This is a genomic window from Arcticibacter pallidicorallinus (genome assembly GCF_003002875.1).
In the GTDB taxonomy this organism is placed as follows: domain Bacteria; phylum Bacteroidota; class Bacteroidia; order Sphingobacteriales; family Sphingobacteriaceae; genus Arcticibacter; species Arcticibacter pallidicorallinus.
Genome location: NZ_PVTH01000005.1, coordinates 49,256 through 64,416 on the forward strand (window position 1 = coordinate 49,256; position 15,161 = coordinate 64,416).

Below are 15,161 nucleotides of genomic sequence, written 5' to 3' on the forward strand. Positions count from 1 at the left end.
TTTACTCATGAGCTTAATTGATTGGGTTGTTCTTGGAATAACATTGGCTTCCATCGTTATCTATGGGGTATGGAAGAGCAGTGGCAGCAAGAATATGGACCATTACTTTCTGGGAGATCAGTCGTTGCCATGGTATCACGTAGGGCTGTCGGTGATGGCGACTCAGGCAAGCGCTATTACGTTTTTGTCTGCACCAGGACAGGCCTTCTCCGACGGGATGAGATTTGTGCAGTTCTATTTCGGGTTACCCCTTGCGATGATTGTTCTCTGTATTACGTTTGTGCCGATATTTCACAGGCTGAAGGTATATACCGCCTACGAATATTTAGAACAGCGCTTCGACCTTAAGACAAGGGCCTTTACTGCTTTTTTATTCCTGATACAAAGGGGATTATCTACGGGCATCTCTATCTATGCTCCCGCTATTATTCTGTCGACCATACTGCAGATTGATACACTCTATACAACCCTGTTTACCGGAGGCCTGGTGATCATATACACCGTTTACGGCGGCACTAAGGCGGTATCTTATACCCAACTTCTGCAGATGAGCATCATCTTTTCGGGACTCTTTTTAGCGGGGATCGTCGTCGTTATGCTCTTACCAGAGAATGTAGGCATGAACAAAGCCTTGCATATCGCTGGGAGCATGGACCGGATGAACGTTATCGACTGGAATTTTGACTGGGACAACCGATACACGGTGTGGACCGGTATTCTTGGAGGCTTCTTTCTGCAGCTTTCCTACTTTGGTACTGACCAGTCCCAGGTAGGCCGGTACCTTACCGGGAAATCTGTCAACCAGAGCAGGCTGGGACTCATCATGAATGCCGTGGTGAAGATCCCTATGCAGTTTTCTATCCTCCTGATCGGTGTGCTGGTGTTTGCTTTCTATCAGTACAATCAGCCTCCCCTGTTCTTTAATAGTTATGAGGTAAAGCGCATTGCTGAATCTCCGCTCGGTGAAGAATACAGTCAACTGGATGAGCGATATCAGGCGCAGTTTCAGGAACGGCGGAAATATGCTACGCTTCTCGCTGAAAATAGCGGGAATCCGCAACTGAGGGAACAGATCAAAGAGTCGAACCAGGCGATGGAAAAAACCAAGGAGGAGGCCACTGCTTTGATGAAGAAGAACAATAAGGAAGCCGATACCAACGATTCGAATTATGTTTTTCTGACTTTCGTTACACAGCATCTTCCGAAGGGGCTGGTCGGACTGCTAATTGCGATCATCTTCCTGGCCTCTATGGGTTCTATAGCCAGCGCATTTAATTCCCTGGCCTCTACCACTTCGGTAGATATTTATAAGCGTTTGATCAACCCTAACGCCAGTGAAGAGAACTATCTCCGGTTCTCCAGAGCCAGTACAGTTGGCTGGGGACTGGTCAGTATCGGCATGGCGCTATATGCCGGAAAAATGGGAAATCTGATTGAGGCAGTGAACATACTGGGTTCACTCTTCTATGGGACCATTCTGGGAATCTTTGTTGTAGCCTTCTATGTGAAACGGGTCAAAGGGAATGCCGTTTTCGTGGCAGCGGTATTCGCTGAGGTGTTGGTATGTTTGGCCTATTACTACGAAATAATGGCTTATCTCTGGCTGAACGTACTAGGCTGTGTGCTGGTGGTCGTATTGGGTATTCTCGCCGAAATACTGCTTCCCAAGCAAATGACCAGAGTGCCGGTTTCAGAAGCAGGTAACAAAAATTAAATTAATCACCCGGAATACGTCGATTGCCGGACAAAAGGGGAATATTAAGATCAACTGCGCCAGCACTAGTCTGACGCAGCTGAAGTTTTTTATTTGCCTGCTTCGGTAATCAGTTTCTTATTTAAAGCGACATAGTCAGGGTTCTGCTGAGCCTCGGCCTTCTTCATAGAGCGCTGAGCAGCAGCTATCGCACCCTTCTTATCTCCTTTTTTGAGTAAGATCCTGGCTTGAAGATGCTCCACCCAAAACGCGTCTGGCTGTGCCTTTACAGCTTCAGTAGCCCAGGTCGCGGCCTTGTTGATATCAAGCCCCTTCTCAAAGTAGTAGCTTGCCGCCTGAAAATATGGTTTCTTCTCACCCTTCATGGCCTGATCAATGGATGCAAGGATCCGGTCATCTATATCAGCCTTTACCGTAAAACCTACTGCAACATTTGCCCATAGTAGCTGGATCTCTACTGTGTTTGCCGTCTGATTGGAGAAAAGAATGGTAAAATTCTCCACGTTCATAGGCAGTCGCTGTGGCGTAGCGGTAAACCTCATCAGATCGTCAGACTGCTGATAACCTGAAGCTCCCCATAGAGAAAGCTTTTTGCTTAAGATAAATGTCCACTGGTTTTCTGACGGTATCGTGTATAGTGCGTATTCTCCTGCAGGTACAGCCTGACCATTGATGGATACTGGCTCAGCGAATTTAATCTTTGTAGGTGAATTAGCCCCTGTACGCCAAACTTGTCCGTAAGGAACCAGATCTCCAAAGATCGTCCTTCCTTTCACTGCCGGTCTGGAATAACTTAACGAAATATTCGAAAGTGCAAACTCCTGGGTAACTGTTTGAGCAGGGCTCGGAGCAGGTAGCTTCACATCCTGGGCTTGCAGGTTAGCAGACAGCATTACGCCCGCGACGGCCATCACGATAACTCTTCTTAGATTGTTCATAATGTTATTTATATTTAACAAATTAAGGGATAAATTAAGAAAGTTCCTTTATTAAGACCGATTCCTAAGATGTTTAAAAGATTTGTTACACTATTTTTCCTGTTTTCATCGGCGCAGAGCTTCGCACAAAAGGCCTTCCGTATCACTGTATCCAACAACGGAGACGCCAGGAAAAACAGTATAGTAAGCTTCCCATACAAGCACTCAACCGATAAGGCACAGTTCGAGCTGGTTGACCGCGAGAGTAATACCAGATACCCTGTTCAGATCCTGCCTGGCGGCGAAGCCATCAGTATCATTGACATTAATGCAGGCGAGAAGAAGGATCTTACACTGACGAAAGTAAAAAAAAGACAGTCCGATATAACAGTGGTTAAGTCGGCAACGGATCATAAAGTGATGCTTGCGGGGAAACAAGTTCTCGGCTTTCAGACTGGCCAGGCACCTTTGCCAGATGGCGTTGCCCCGATCTACAGAAGAGGCGGATATGTGCATCCTGTACTTTCGCCCGGCGGCCTGCAAATTACGGATGATTATCCCTCAGATCACAAGCATCATCATGGAATATGGGCAGCCTGGACGAAAACTTCGTTCCGCGGAAACAAGCCAGATTTCTGGAATGTAGACGATAATACTGGTGCGGTACTTTTCGAGGGAATTACCGGAATTCAATCGGGCTCCGTATTAGCGTTGATTTCAGCGAAGAACAGCTATATAGATAAGACTGCAATACCCAATACGAAGGTCTTGGATGAAGACTTCGTTGTCCGCGTCTTTAATCTCGTTGGTACGGAAAAGCCCTATTATCTGTTTGACGTAGAGTTGAGGCAACAATGTGCGACGGCGGATCCGCTCAAGCTACTTTATCATATATATGGTGGTATTGCCTTCCGAGGTAATGGGGAATGGAACGGACCCGGTAATGCAAACTTCCTTACGTCAGCAGGAAAAAACCGGGAAGCAGGGAATGCCACGGCTGCGGACTGGATACGCGTCAGCGGACATGCAGGCGGTCAGGAGACGGGGATCACCATTCTGTCTCACCCTGATAATTTCAGGGCTCCGCAACCGCTAAGGATACACCCGAAAGAACCTTATATCAGTTTCGCACCTTCTCAAGCCGGAGAATTTAGCATAGAACCGGGAAAACCATACATCGCCCGATATCGGTTTATCGTTTACGACGGTGAAGCGGATACGAGCTTTATAGAACGCATGTGGCGTGATTACAGTAATCCTTTAGTGGTAAAGATGGGTGGTAGCGATAAGAGTCCTTAATGCGTTGCCTAAGTCTCAGCCGCAACTTTCCCGATAAATGCAGTTTGAAGCATTTTAGTGATGGGACCTGCATCCTGGGTCCGGAACACTTCATTCCCGTCTAAGTGGACAGAGGTAACAGCGGTGATCTGAACGGTGGTCCCGGTAAGAAAAATTTCATCCACGTTTCTAACTTCATCACTTTGGACAGCCTCTTCTTTAAGCTTTAAACCCAAATCTCCACAAAGGTCAATGACCACTCTCCTGGTGATACCCGGCAATATATGATGGCCTTCAGGATGCGTGTACACCGTATTGTTTTTAACGAAGAAGACGGATGTGTGTGATCCCTCGGTGATATAGCCTTCCCTTGATAAAAGATTCTCTGCCAGGCTCTGCCTGTGCGCTTCGTTGTTTGCTCTGACGTTCGCCATCAAAGAAATGGATTTGATATCACACCTGTGCCAACGTATATCTTCGGAAATCATCACACTGGCGAGCTTATTCTCGAACCCCCTCAATGTGATTGGGTACGCATAAAGCAGAACACTGGGCTTTACATCCTCAGGAAAAAAATGTGTACGAGGTGCCACCCCCCTTGTCACCTGTATATAAATTGCAGCATCAGAGCCATGCAGAGAGGAGCGTTCCAGGCACTGGCGCAACAGCGGGCGCAAGTCGTCTACGTCAAATCCAATCCCGACAGCGTCCAGTCCTGCCTGAAAGCGGAGCATATGCCCCTCGACGGCAAACGGCTGTCCGTTATAAACAGGGATCACTTCATAAATTCCGTCACCGAGCATGTATCCGCGGTCGAAAACAGAAACAAACGCTTTGTCGTGGGCCAGCCAATCACCGTTGAGATACACCAACTCCGGAAAAGATTTTTTCAAAGATGCCATGGAATAAAATTGATTAGTGAATAGTGTACAGATGTTACAGCAATGTACACAAAAAATAAATAATTGTAAGGATCGCTTTTTTATTTACGAAATCATTCGTATAATTACATACGAAATCATTCGTACATCATAATGACCAGCAAACTAACAGATAGTGAACTAGAAATCCTGCAGATACTTTGGGAGCTTAAAAGCGCCACAGTGAGGGAAGTGAATGAAGTGTTGTCGAAAAACAAAGACAAGGAAGTTGGTTATACTACAACCCTTAAGCTGATGCAAATCATGCATGAGAAGGAATTGGTTGCTCGGGACGTTAGCTCCCGCACGCATATATACAGGCCGCTGATCAGTCAGAAAGACACTCAGGTGAACCTCCTGAGTAAGATTATCGACACAGTGTTTAACGGCTCACCCGCTCAGCTGGTCATGCAGGCGCTGGACAGCAAAAAATCGTCTCCCAAAGAAATAGAGCTTATACGCGAATACTTAGAACAGATCCAAAAACGATAAAATTATGGGAACCTCTGCATTCATTGAAGCCCTGACCGAAACGCTGCTTATATCTACGGCGCAGGCTTTTGCGATTGTGCTTTTTTTCAGAGTAATGTTTGGCGCAGTGCCCGATATTCCGTCTGCAATTAAATACAGACTATGGTATTCGTCGCTCGTTCTGATCTTCGGACTTTTCATATATACCTTGTTCTCGCTTTATCACCGAAAGCTGGAGATGGACACTGTGATTAGTGCGATTCAGGCAACTCAGGCAGATACACAGCAGATCTCATGGCTGGAAAAGGTGGAGGCCTGGAAGCGGGAATACGCCAAGCCTATTGCATTGCTGTATTTTACGGGTGTAGTTATACAATTACTTTCTTTGGCTCTTGCATGGTTCAGAACCCGCTCTTTGGGTAAGGGCGATCCCCTTTTGCAGGATCCTGTCTGGCTAGCGAAGTTAAACGCATTGAGTAAGAAGCTCGGCGTTGTGAAACATGTCACGCTGCATGTATCAGAAAGGATTAAGGTTCCTTTAACAGCAGGCTTTATAAAGCCGGTTATACTTTTGCCGGTGGCCATGGTTTCCAGGTTGAGTCCTGAGCAGGTTGAATCTATACTTTTACATGAGTTAGCTCACATCAAGAGGCTTGACTACCTTTGGAATATGATCCAGAAAGTCATTGAAAGCATCCTTTTCTTTAATCCTTTTGTCTGGCTGATCGTGAAAGAAATAAATAAGGAACGTGAGTATTGCTGTGATGAAATCGTCGTCAGCAAGACATCCGATCCCTTGACCTACGCAAAGGCTTTACTTCAACTGGAAGTTGAAGTAAAGTGCAATGAACTGGCCATGTGTGCCAATGGTAATGAGAAATATCCGCTTCTGGATAGAATCAAGAGAGTTTCAGGAATGACTAACCCGGATCCATCACCAAAAACAGGATTGATTGTTCTGGCCACTATTCTGTGTGTGGGATTGTCTCTTGCCGTCGCATTACCACAGGAAGAGAAAGATATTGTTATTGTAAAGAACGAAAAGTTATCCGGTAAGCAGCAACAAACGACAGTTCATAGCATAGAAGAAAGTATATCTTCGGCAGATAATGACGAAGGGCGGCCTGTTCTTAATAAATTTCTGGTAAGAGCTGCCACAAAAGCGAATACAATATGCCTGGAGGACGCAACTATTGGTTTGCATCAGGATGAACTAAGGAAGCACGCTGAAGCAGTCAGGGAACATGCGTTGCTTCGGGCCAAACATCATGCGAGTATCCGTCAGCATGCCGAAGAGTTGAAGAAGCATATTGAAGGTCAGGATTTGAAAGATATGCAACAGGAACTGGCTAAACACAGCGCAGCTATAGCGGAGGCCGCGCTGGATTTACAGCATCTTGAAGAGCTTCGTCTTCCCCCTCCTCCGCCTGAACTTCCTAAAGAACAAGGAAAGCTACATCAGCAAATCGAGAAACTACAAAGGAAATTTGAAAGTCCGGAGTGGCAAGCTAAACACATCGCGCTTCTCAGAAAAGTAACCAATGCTACCAGGAAGGTAACATCGGTTGATTGGGGTCAAACAGGCGAAGAGATCAGCGTTCATGTAGAAGAACTGGTAAAAGGATTCGACAGCTTGCCTTAGAAAACTATCTTTAAGTTGCTTTAGGAGCCAATCTGTCCTGAGGCTTCCTTTAGTTCGTCAATATTAATTTTACGCATTTTCATTAAGGCGGCGTTACTTGAGGAGCTGTGTCGGGATCCGTCATGAGGGTGCTTAACGTGGAAGGGATAATCTGCCACCAGACGCCAAAGGAATCCTGACACCAACCGCATTGGCTTTCCTTACCTCCTTCAGTGAGGTTTAGCCAGTAAAAGTCGATTTCTTCCTGCGTATCACAGGTCAATACTAAACTTATACCCTCATTAAAAGCAAAGGCATGCGACATTGAACTGTCCATTGCGCCGAAACGGCATCCGTCAATATAGAACTGGGAATATTTGACGTTTCCCGCTGTGTCGTGATCACCCGCTTCATATCGGGCAATCAGTTCTACGTTAGAGTTTTTAAATAGGGAGGTGTAAAAATTAATGGCTTTCTCCGCATTTCCGTTCTGCTTACCGACAAACATCAATGCAGGGAAGATGTCAGGATCCTCAAGCCCCTTCTTAGCAAGCGACAGCTGCCATGAAACCCCGTACCGGTCTTCTACCCACCCGTATCTATCGCTCCAGGGATAGCTGTCTAAGGGCATTAGAACCTTGCCGGCATCACTTAGTAAGTTCCAGGCCCGATCGACTTCCTCTCCCGATTCGCAGATGGTAAAGAAAGATATTGAAGGATTGGGTTTGAAGTGCGGTCCTCCGTTAAGACCCATAAAGGGTTTATTCTTGATGGAAAAACTGCACACGAAAGGCGTACACTCTTCAAGTTTGCTACCGTTGAAAGCTGAACAGTAAAGTCTTGCGGCTTCTTCTGCCCTTCCATCAAACCAAAGGCAGGGATAAACGGGCTTTTTCATCTATTTCTTGGGAAAGTTCTTGTCTGCTTTGACCTCTTCTATTTGAAGTGTATGCCGGGAGGTATGTCCGGCGATAAACAGGAATGATTGATAAGCGTCGATCGGTCCAAATGGCGAGTCAGTGATGTGATCACGAAGGTCACTCTCTTTCACAGCATCCAGATACCCTAGAATCACTTTCCTATTATTTTGCAAATCAGTCAGTGCGTCTGAGACATTATTGAGCTGGTTTTTTCCGGTTATGTCATCAGTGGCTTTGGCTTTGAAGGACCTGTCAGTGATTCCCCTCACGATTTCCTCATCTTTCGATTTGACTTCAGACCGGCGCTCTGGCGTAGCGGGCTTCTCCATTGTCTGCTTAGCATAATCAAATAGCGTTTTTTCAGTCGCAAGAATGTGCTCCATGCACTGCGCCACAGACCATCTGTCGGCCGCGGGCTTGAAATGAAGCTGAGCCGAACTTAGGCCTTCCGTACTTTTCTTTAGCGCCTCAAAGGTTTCTTGGTAATAATTAAGAAGAAATTCCTTTCCGTTCGACGATGTGGCCGAGGTCTGGTTATTTGAAACTTGTTGTGCATTGATGCTGCCGGCTGCTAACAGTAGCACCAGTAACAGGTATCCTAAGCGTTTCATAATGTTGGTTGTTGGTTAGCATAATTTATCATCCAGAAAGTACCAAACTTGTCTTGGAATGAGCCAAAATAGTCGCCCCAAAACATGTCTTCCAAGGGCATTTCGATCTTTCCTCCTTCGGAGAGCCCATTGAAGATCCTTTCTGCTTCCTCCCGGCTCTCCGGAGAAACGGATATATAATTATTGTTGCCGTTCACCAATGTATGACCTTGGGATTTGATACAATCAGACGCCATTAGAAACTGGCCGTCGCCTATTGGTATGGAAACGTGCAAGGCAAGGTTTTTCTCCTCATCCGACAGCCCTTCTGTCCCGGGTGCGGAACCCATTTTTTGGATAAATAATTCACCGCCAAAGACAGACTGATAAAACTGGAACGCTTTCTCGGCGTTGCCGTCAAAGTTAAGATACGGATTGAGCTTCATGTTGAGATTTAATTTAGTTGTGTAATTGATTGAACCTATGCTGGTCAACCAAAACTATGATAACCTCAGGAAAATCCACTTGCCATAAGACAAGAAACTACTCTCAACTTTCGCGTACAAGTTCCTTTCTGATTCTGCTAAGAGATGTATCTGTGATTCCCAAATAGCTGGCGATATACTTCAAAGGCGACTGTTGAAGAATTTGCGGATGCTTTGATCGCAGGGTTTTGTATCTTTCGCTTGCCGATTCTGTTATCATGGAAATAGTGCGTTGCTTTAACTCAAACAAGCTTCCGGACATCCACGCGCGGCCCCACTCGTTAAACCCCTTTATGGAGTGATATAAAATTTGAAAATCATTCAAAGGAATTGAATAGCATTCACAATCTGTAAGTGCCTGAAAGTATTCAACCGCGGGAATCTCATGGAATAACGATATCACATCAATCGCCAGTTCATTTTCACCAACAAAGCCTGTTGTTATATCATTTCCCTCATAGTCATATACGTATGATCGTATAAGACCCTTCTCCACACAGAAATATTTTTTTGCGATCTGATCCTTTTTTAATAAATAGTCTCCTTTTTTAAAGTGAACTTTCTCATGGGCATTGATTATTGTGTTAACATCCTCGGGAGATAATAAAGGGTGTTGATAGATTCTCTTTAAAACTGACATCTGGTTGGTTCGTTAGTGATAGGTATGACGTATAAAGGCTTCTATACGTACTAACTTAATCAATTCCGCGGAAAAATCACCTTCAAAACGAGATAAAAAATCACCGTTTGCTGCTTTACCAGGAAATAGGATACCATGAGAACAGGCATTAAGCGAGCACAAAGCCAGTCCGAAGAATCAACTCTGTGCTCAGGCCTGAAATATCGCTCCCGGGATCAGTTTTCTTCAGTTATTTCTTTCCTTAACATCTTTCTAATCGTCCGCATCTTGGGATATAATGCCTTGACAGGAAGGTAAGGGTACTTGTAGAAGATAAATAATATGAAGCATACCATACACCAGATCAACAGATAACCGTAAAGCTCTTTAAAAGAAACCATCAGAACCTGTTTCTGAAGTATTTCTTCCAGCATTGTAGAGGATACACTTAAAAGCTGATGGTTAACCCGGTCCAGATTTGCTGTAAGTAGTTGAAAGTTCTTTTTGGCAATATCGCTGAATAAATGGTGAATAATGGCAGAGCCAATGGCGCTACCGCATGCAGCACTAACAAATGCCTGAACAGAAACCGCTTGAAAGAAATGATGAAACGGAACTTTTACCAGATTGGTAAGCAATACAATGGCTATAGTCACATAGCCGAAATTCCGGAAAAAGACAGGAGCTATTAACATTCGCTTGGTTGTCTGGTAATCGATCATAAAGTACATCAAAAAAAGATAGACCATGACCGCTCCGAAGCCGATCAAAAAAGTTGCCTTGTATGAGTTCTTCTTTGATGCGAAGAAGTAGAAGGCAAAGGCAGAACCAGCTACCACACCAAGAAGTCCCATCAGATTAACGTGAATCAGATGCGTTGCATCGTACCTCAAGACTTCATCGTAGTAAATATGCTCGATGAGATGAGCCGGTGCGAGAAATACATCGATGATGACATATAATATAAGTGGAATGTAGACCGCTTTATACCGGAAGGTCTGTAATGCAATGAAAGGATGCCGGATGAACGATGCGCGATAAATATTCAGGCAAAGAAGGACAAATAAAAACAAGCTGGCAGTTCGAATTTCTTCGCTACTCCACCAGTCGTAGTGTTCACCGTAAATGCTGATGAAGTTGATAGATAACAGGATCAGCCCCCACATCAATCCTCCCAGCCAGTCTATTCCGAACAGAGGAAATGCCCTTCCATAACGGTTATTGTTGAAAATAAGCAATGTCATCATGACCAAAAATAGCAGAGCGCCTACAACGAACCAATGCATGTACTGCCAGTTAGAAAAAAGTGCGAGATACATATTCGGAATACCCGAAAGCAGGATACTGCCCTGTACCAACAGGTATATGTAACAAAAGAAAATACTCAAGTCGCGTTTAGGTGTAAGCCATAGCTGGATAGTTGAATTACACTCAAAAGTTCCCCACATCCGGAATACCCCGGCAAAAAAACATGTCGTTACCAGGACAAAGACATTTTGAGTATAGATACAGATAATGTTACAAACGACTAAGGCTACGCTGCAAACAAGAAAAGAAAACTTAGATGTAAATCTCATTTTCAGGCGAAGCATAAAAGCAAACACTAACGCCATTCCTGCCAGGGACGCATATCCTGCCATCAAAATATCTTCCTGCAGTAATGCTGTAGAACCAGCCATCTCGTTTGCTGTTGCCAGATAGACACCGCCCGAGAGCTGAAAAATTAAGACAAATACGATAATTATGTAGGGCTTAAGCTTTTCAGGTACGAAGTCATTGATTGCGGGGATCGAAAAAGGTCCGTGATGTTGCATAGAATATTAATATTTTACAGATCCCTGCACATTCATTCCTGCACGAAGTCGCTGAATGTATCTTGCGTCGTTATCTTTCGCAAATTCGATGCGTACCGGGATTCGTTGCTCAACTTTGACAAAGTTTCCTGCTGAGTTGTCTTGTGGGATAACAGAAAAGCTAGCGCCAGTTGCATTTGAAATCGATTTGACTACGCCAGTTAGCTTGACGCCGGGAAGTGCGTCTACTTCCATTTCCACGTTCTGGCCCTCCTTAATGTGCGACGTTTGTGTTTCTTTAAAATTCGCTATAACCCATTTTTCATTTTTGTCTACCAGGTCAACGATCGTCTGACCGGGCTGGATCAGCTGGCCGACCTGTAGATTCTTCCGGCCAGTAAATCCGTCTGTCGGTGCGAGAATCGCGGTGTAAGAGAGATTCAGTGCAGCCAGATCCAGCGCCGCTTTTGCAAGTCGTATTCCTGCTTGATTTTGCGACAATCGGCTGTTTTGTTCTCTCGTTAACAAAATACTCGACTGCTTCTGACTCTGAAGGGATCTGTATCTCGCATTCAGGGACATGTATTTGGCGTAAACACCGTCGTACTCCTGCTGAGTAGCAGATTCTTGAGCCAATAAGTTCTTATAGCGCCTATGCTCTTTCTCGGCATGATCGAGCAAGGCTTTCACCTCAGCGAGAGCAGCGTCTGAGACGATAATATTGTTTTGTGCAGTAGTAACGGATGAAGTAGCTACTCGTTTAGCAGCGAGTGCATTTTCGTAGTCTGCCCCTACTTGTGCTAAACGAAATTTGAATTCTGTGTCTTCGACTAAAAGTAACGTGTCGCCCTTCCTTACCTCCTGATACTCATCAAACCGTATTTCCTTGACGAAGCCCGATATACGGGAGTTAACAGGAACGATGAGTTGCTTGACCTGGGCGTTATCTGTATATTCCACGTTTCCCAGATGGACGAATTTTGCAGCCACATAGACGATTCCTGCCCCTACTGTAATAACCGCAAGGATATTGTAAAATAGTTTTTTCTTTTTGTGTGTCATGATTGATTTGTGATGATTATAGAGTTCCGGCTAGTTTTCTAAGTTGATAGTGATGAAAACGGATATTAATTTGTGCGTTCGCAGTCTCCATTTCGGCATCAATCTTTGAATTCTCCGCATCGAGCATTTCAGTGATCAATACAAGATCATCCAGATACCGGTTCTTTACTACTGTATAGTTCTCTGTCGCCAGCTGCACTCCTTTGAGTTTTGTTTCATAAATTTTCTGAGCTTCTTCAGTCCGGATGATTGCAGTCGTTATATCTGTCGTAAGCTTGTCCTCGACAATAGCTTTCTCTTCGAGTGCCATTTGGCGATAGATCCTTGATGCCCTCAGCTTTGGTTTGGATTTATAAAGCGACGCGATATTATACTTAACACCCAACCCAACATACCAGTAATTGAGGTTCTTATTCAATGGGGGCACCTCTATTGTAATCGGACCATCCAGACGATCAGCTGCAAAAGCAAACAGTTCGGGCTTGCTATCTGCCTGAGCCAGTTTTTCTGAAAGCCTAGCCTTTTCGACCTGCAAACGCATCTTGCTCAACACAGGAGCATTCTCCTGTGAAAGGGCCCTCCAATCCGTCTTTAATTGAGCAGCTTCAACAACAGGGGGAGTATCCATACTGACAAGGAGTTTGGTACCTTCGGGTAACGACAACGTTTTGACCAGCTCGTTATTAATTATCCTTTCAGAACTTTCCAGGCGGATTAAGCCTAACTCATGGGATTGTTTTTGCAGTTCATACCGCGTTACGGCACTTCTCAGCGAGACACCCTGACTAAACTTATTTCGCAGCTGCTGCAACAACTTTTCGGTCTGCAGCATATTGTGCTGTAATATTTTCTTCTGGTTCTGTAACCTCTGCAACTCCAGATAGTATCCGGAAATCATGAATCTGATATCTTGCTTATTGTCATCCTTTTCCAATCTTGAAATCATCAAATTCAACTCGCCGGCTTTGATAGAGGTTTTGACAGCTCCTCCTCCGTAGATCAACTGCGTGGCTTGCAAAGCAAAGTTATTGCCAAAGTCAGGTATAGGTGCATTCATGCCACCCGTAAAATCCCGGTCACATAGCCAACCGTCGCCATTGTAACTAAAGTTAAATGATACATCAACGGAGGGTAAAAGCTTGTTTTTTTGTTGCTGAATCTCCTGTTCCGCAAGCTCCTCATTGTAGCAAGCAATCTTGAGCACGCGGTTGTTCTTATCTGCCATTTCAAACAGATCGAGAAGCTCAACCCGAAGAGTATCGGACCTCTGGGCAAATAAATTTGGAGTGTTGATGACCGAGAAAACTATAAGGAAGAGATGAACAGTTTTATTCATAAGAGTGGAATTATTTATCGGCTGCAAAAATCCGCTTTTTAACCTTGATGGCGCTCTTCCGAAAAAGGATAAAATTGGTTTGTTTTGAAACAAAGAATCCCAGTAGTTCGTATAACTAATAGAATTAACAACAGTTGAAAGCACCCGAACTCATTAAGACAGACGACGAATTATTTCGAGCCCCCGGGGAAAGTTTAGCAAACTCTGCCAATATTAACATTATGGAGCTGAGCTCCTTGCACTTGAAGAAGCAATTGAACACCACGGTCTATCTAAGGTCTTCTATGTTTATATTGGTTCTAAGTGGAACCTGCGCAATAGAGATCAACTTCCGTAGGTATGAAGTTTCTACCGACGAAATTATCCTTCTCTCATTCGGTCATTTCTTTAAAATCTCCCATTTGAGCGAAGATTTAAGATGCATAGTCTTGTATGTAAGCAAAGGCTACATTGACGATATGTTCTCCACGGATATGGTGTACAAGCGAATTAAATACGGCGTGAGGATGCATAGAAAGCCGCATTTAACGTTAAATAATGAAGAGGCACATTTATTACATCAAAGACTGCAATTTATACAGGGCGTGGTTCTGAATGAGCAGCACCGGTATCATAAAGAAATGATTTTGGCGTCACTCCTATTTTTCTTCCTAGATCTTAGTAATATTATAGAGAAAGATGAACGGGATTTATTGGCTTCTCAGCCGAGTCGCGACGAAATTTACTTTCAACAGTTTCTTGAGCAGCTGGTTCTTCACTATAAGTCGCAGCACCATGTCGATTTCTATGCAGAGAAGCTGCATATAACCACCCACTACCTCACGTTGATAGTCAAACGCGTTAGTGGGCAAACGGTTACCGACCTGATTTTTCAGTTGCTGTTCAGCGAAGCGAAGCTATTGTTGCAGCAGCCGAGATTTTCAGTACAGCAAGTGGCCGAAGAACTCCACTTCTCAGACCAGTCAGCTTTTGGTAAATTCTTTAAACGCAAAAGCGGCACCTCTCCTAAAGAATTTGCACTTAAAGCAAAAAATCAGAACTCTATCTGAGCATTGCAGTTGCGCGCTTACAAAGTTGAATAGCTAAGCCCCAGGGATCGCGCATCATCACCAGATGTGATCCGTCATCTAAAATGTCGTTAGACACGGTGATAGCACCAGCCTCTTCGAGTCTTGTTCTATCCCGATCCGGAGTTTCAGACACAAACGCCAGGTGAACAATTAAGGGATGCATGTCACGATACTTAGGTACCTGATCAATGGGATTCTTGTATATTTCAATCATTATCTGTCCACTATCATCTGCCAAAAACGTCATAAAAGGAGCCTGTTGCTGCTGTTTTATGATAGAGAGGCCAAGATGTTGCACATACCATTTGGCCATATTGATGGGGTCTTCTACGTTGATAGCGAAGTGTTCAAGTTTCATAACGTCT

At 44.5% G+C, this 15,161-nt stretch carries 15 protein-coding genes; 5 read left to right on the top strand and 10 right to left on the bottom strand.

Annotated elements, in window-relative coordinates; translation table 11 throughout:
* Positions 1–7: 7 nt before the first annotated feature.
* The gene (locus tag B0I27_RS09460) at positions 8–1,714 is read left to right on the top strand and encodes a sodium:solute symporter family protein (RefSeq protein ID WP_106293006.1); all 1,707 of its coding nucleotides are present in this window, start codon (positions 8–10) and stop codon (positions 1,712–1,714) included.
* Positions 1,715–1,803: 89 nt separating this feature from the next.
* Here the strand turns inward: B0I27_RS09460 and B0I27_RS09465 are convergent, their stop codons facing one another.
* Positions 1,804–2,652 carry a DUF2911 domain-containing protein gene (locus B0I27_RS09465; RefSeq protein ID WP_181276733.1) on the bottom strand — a complete coding sequence of 283 codons (849 nt, stop codon included), beginning with the start codon at positions 2,650–2,652 and terminating at the stop codon, positions 1,804–1,806.
* 69 nt (positions 2,653–2,721) lie between these two features.
* Between B0I27_RS09465 and B0I27_RS09470 the strand changes: the two genes are divergently transcribed.
* A complete protein-coding gene (locus B0I27_RS09470) occupies positions 2,722–3,930 on the top strand; it encodes a DUF6807 domain-containing protein (protein ID WP_106293007.1) in 1,209 nt (402 codons plus the stop codon).
* Between the two features lie 8 nt (positions 3,931–3,938).
* Here B0I27_RS09470 and B0I27_RS09475 read toward each other — a convergent pair whose 3' ends face one another.
* Positions 3,939–4,811, bottom strand: a complete 873-nt coding sequence (locus B0I27_RS09475) for an aminotransferase class IV (RefSeq protein ID WP_106293008.1) — start codon at positions 4,809–4,811, stop codon at positions 3,939–3,941.
* Between the two features lie 132 nt (positions 4,812–4,943).
* Here B0I27_RS09475 and B0I27_RS09480 point away from each other — a divergent pair, with 132 nt between their 5' ends.
* Together B0I27_RS09480 and B0I27_RS09485 are read left to right on the top strand one after the other, a co-directional pair.
* Positions 4,944–5,321, top strand: coding sequence for a BlaI/MecI/CopY family transcriptional regulator (locus tag B0I27_RS09480; RefSeq protein ID WP_106293009.1), 378 nt, complete (start codon positions 4,944–4,946; stop codon positions 5,319–5,321).
* Between the two features lie 4 nt (positions 5,322–5,325).
* Entirely contained in the window at positions 5,326–6,942 is a 1,617-nt protein-coding gene (locus B0I27_RS09485; RefSeq protein ID WP_106293010.1) for a M56 family metallopeptidase, read from the top strand.
* 82 nt (positions 6,943–7,024) lie between these two features.
* Here B0I27_RS09485 and B0I27_RS09490 read toward each other — a convergent pair whose 3' ends face one another.
* The 7 genes from B0I27_RS09490 to B0I27_RS09520 all read right to left on the bottom strand — a co-directional run bounded on the left by B0I27_RS09490 (position 7,025) and on the right by B0I27_RS09520 (position 13,726).
* Positions 7,025–7,819 (bottom strand): VOC family protein, encoded by a 795-nt coding sequence (locus tag B0I27_RS09490; RefSeq protein ID WP_219905003.1) that lies wholly within the window; start codon positions 7,817–7,819, stop codon positions 7,025–7,027.
* The gene (locus B0I27_RS09495) at positions 7,820–8,452 is read right to left on the bottom strand and encodes a DinB family protein (protein ID WP_106293011.1); all 633 of its coding nucleotides are present in this window, start codon (positions 8,450–8,452) and stop codon (positions 7,820–7,822) included.
* Positions 8,449–8,877 carry a VOC family protein gene (locus tag B0I27_RS09500; RefSeq protein ID WP_106293012.1) on the bottom strand — a complete coding sequence of 143 codons (429 nt, stop codon included), beginning with the start codon at positions 8,875–8,877 and terminating at the stop codon, positions 8,449–8,451. Before B0I27_RS09500 ends, B0I27_RS09495 begins: the two co-directional genes overlap by 4 nt.
* 103 nt (positions 8,878–8,980) lie before the next feature.
* Positions 8,981–9,556, bottom strand: a complete 576-nt coding sequence (locus tag B0I27_RS09505) for a Crp/Fnr family transcriptional regulator (protein WP_106293013.1) — start codon at positions 9,554–9,556, stop codon at positions 8,981–8,983.
* Positions 9,557–9,771: 215 nt separating this feature from the next.
* Entirely contained in the window at positions 9,772–11,349 is a 1,578-nt protein-coding gene (locus B0I27_RS09510; RefSeq protein WP_106293014.1) for an MFS transporter, read from the bottom strand.
* Between the two features lie 6 nt (positions 11,350–11,355).
* A complete protein-coding gene (locus B0I27_RS09515) occupies positions 11,356–12,390 on the bottom strand; it encodes an HlyD family secretion protein (protein ID WP_106293015.1) in 1,035 nt (344 codons plus the stop codon).
* A gap of 16 nt (positions 12,391–12,406) precedes the next feature.
* The gene (locus B0I27_RS09520; RefSeq protein ID WP_106293016.1) at positions 12,407–13,726 is read right to left on the bottom strand and encodes a TolC family protein; all 1,320 of its coding nucleotides are present in this window, start codon (positions 13,724–13,726) and stop codon (positions 12,407–12,409) included.
* A 134-nt stretch (positions 13,727–13,860) separates the two neighbouring features.
* Between B0I27_RS09520 and B0I27_RS09525 the strand changes: the two genes are divergently transcribed.
* Complete coding sequence (locus B0I27_RS09525) at positions 13,861–14,775, top strand: helix-turn-helix domain-containing protein (protein ID WP_106293017.1); 915 nt, start codon at positions 13,861–13,863, stop codon at positions 14,773–14,775.
* On the opposite strand, the gene B0I27_RS09530 is transcribed toward B0I27_RS09525, so the two are convergent.
* Positions 14,768–15,154 carry a VOC family protein gene (locus B0I27_RS09530; protein WP_106293018.1) on the bottom strand — a complete coding sequence of 129 codons (387 nt, stop codon included), beginning with the start codon at positions 15,152–15,154 and terminating at the stop codon, positions 14,768–14,770. The genes B0I27_RS09525 and B0I27_RS09530 overlap by 8 nt on opposite strands.
* Positions 15,155–15,161 lie beyond the last annotated feature (7 nt).

Bases quoted from the DNA above. Each gene is read 5' to 3' on its own strand.
- B0I27_RS09500 (WP_106293012.1), bottom strand. From the start codon at position 8,877: ATGAAGCTCAATCCGTATCTTAACTTTGACGGCAACGCCGAGAAAGCG.
- B0I27_RS09460 (WP_106293006.1), top strand. From the start codon at position 8: ATGAGCTTAATTGATTGGGTTGTTCTTGGAATAACATTGGCTTCCATC.
- B0I27_RS09515 (WP_106293015.1), bottom strand. From the start codon at position 12,390: ATGACACACAAAAAGAAAAAACTATTTTACAATATCCTTGCGGTTATT.
- B0I27_RS09465 (WP_181276733.1), bottom strand. From the start codon at position 2,652: ATGAACAATCTAAGAAGAGTTATCGTGATGGCCGTCGCGGGCGTAATG.
- B0I27_RS09480 (WP_106293009.1), top strand. From the start codon at position 4,944: ATGACCAGCAAACTAACAGATAGTGAACTAGAAATCCTGCAGATACTT.
- B0I27_RS09510 (WP_106293014.1), bottom strand. From the start codon at position 11,349: ATGCAACATCACGGACCTTTTTCGATCCCCGCAATCAATGACTTCGTA.
- B0I27_RS09490 (WP_219905003.1), bottom strand. From the start codon at position 7,819: ATGAAAAAGCCCGTTTATCCCTGCCTTTGGTTTGATGGAAGGGCAGAA.
- B0I27_RS09485 (WP_106293010.1), top strand. From the start codon at position 5,326: ATGGGAACCTCTGCATTCATTGAAGCCCTGACCGAAACGCTGCTTATA.
- B0I27_RS09495 (WP_106293011.1), bottom strand. From the start codon at position 8,452: ATGAAACGCTTAGGATACCTGTTACTGGTGCTACTGTTAGCAGCCGGC.
- B0I27_RS09505 (WP_106293013.1), bottom strand. From the start codon at position 9,556: ATGTCAGTTTTAAAGAGAATCTATCAACACCCTTTATTATCTCCCGAG.
- B0I27_RS09530 (WP_106293018.1), bottom strand. From the start codon at position 15,154: ATGAAACTTGAACACTTCGCTATCAACGTAGAAGACCCCATCAATATG.
- B0I27_RS09470 (WP_106293007.1), top strand. From the start codon at position 2,722: ATGTTTAAAAGATTTGTTACACTATTTTTCCTGTTTTCATCGGCGCAG.
- B0I27_RS09475 (WP_106293008.1), bottom strand. From the start codon at position 4,811: ATGGCATCTTTGAAAAAATCTTTTCCGGAGTTGGTGTATCTCAACGGT.
- B0I27_RS09520 (WP_106293016.1), bottom strand. From the start codon at position 13,726: ATGAATAAAACTGTTCATCTCTTCCTTATAGTTTTCTCGGTCATCAAC.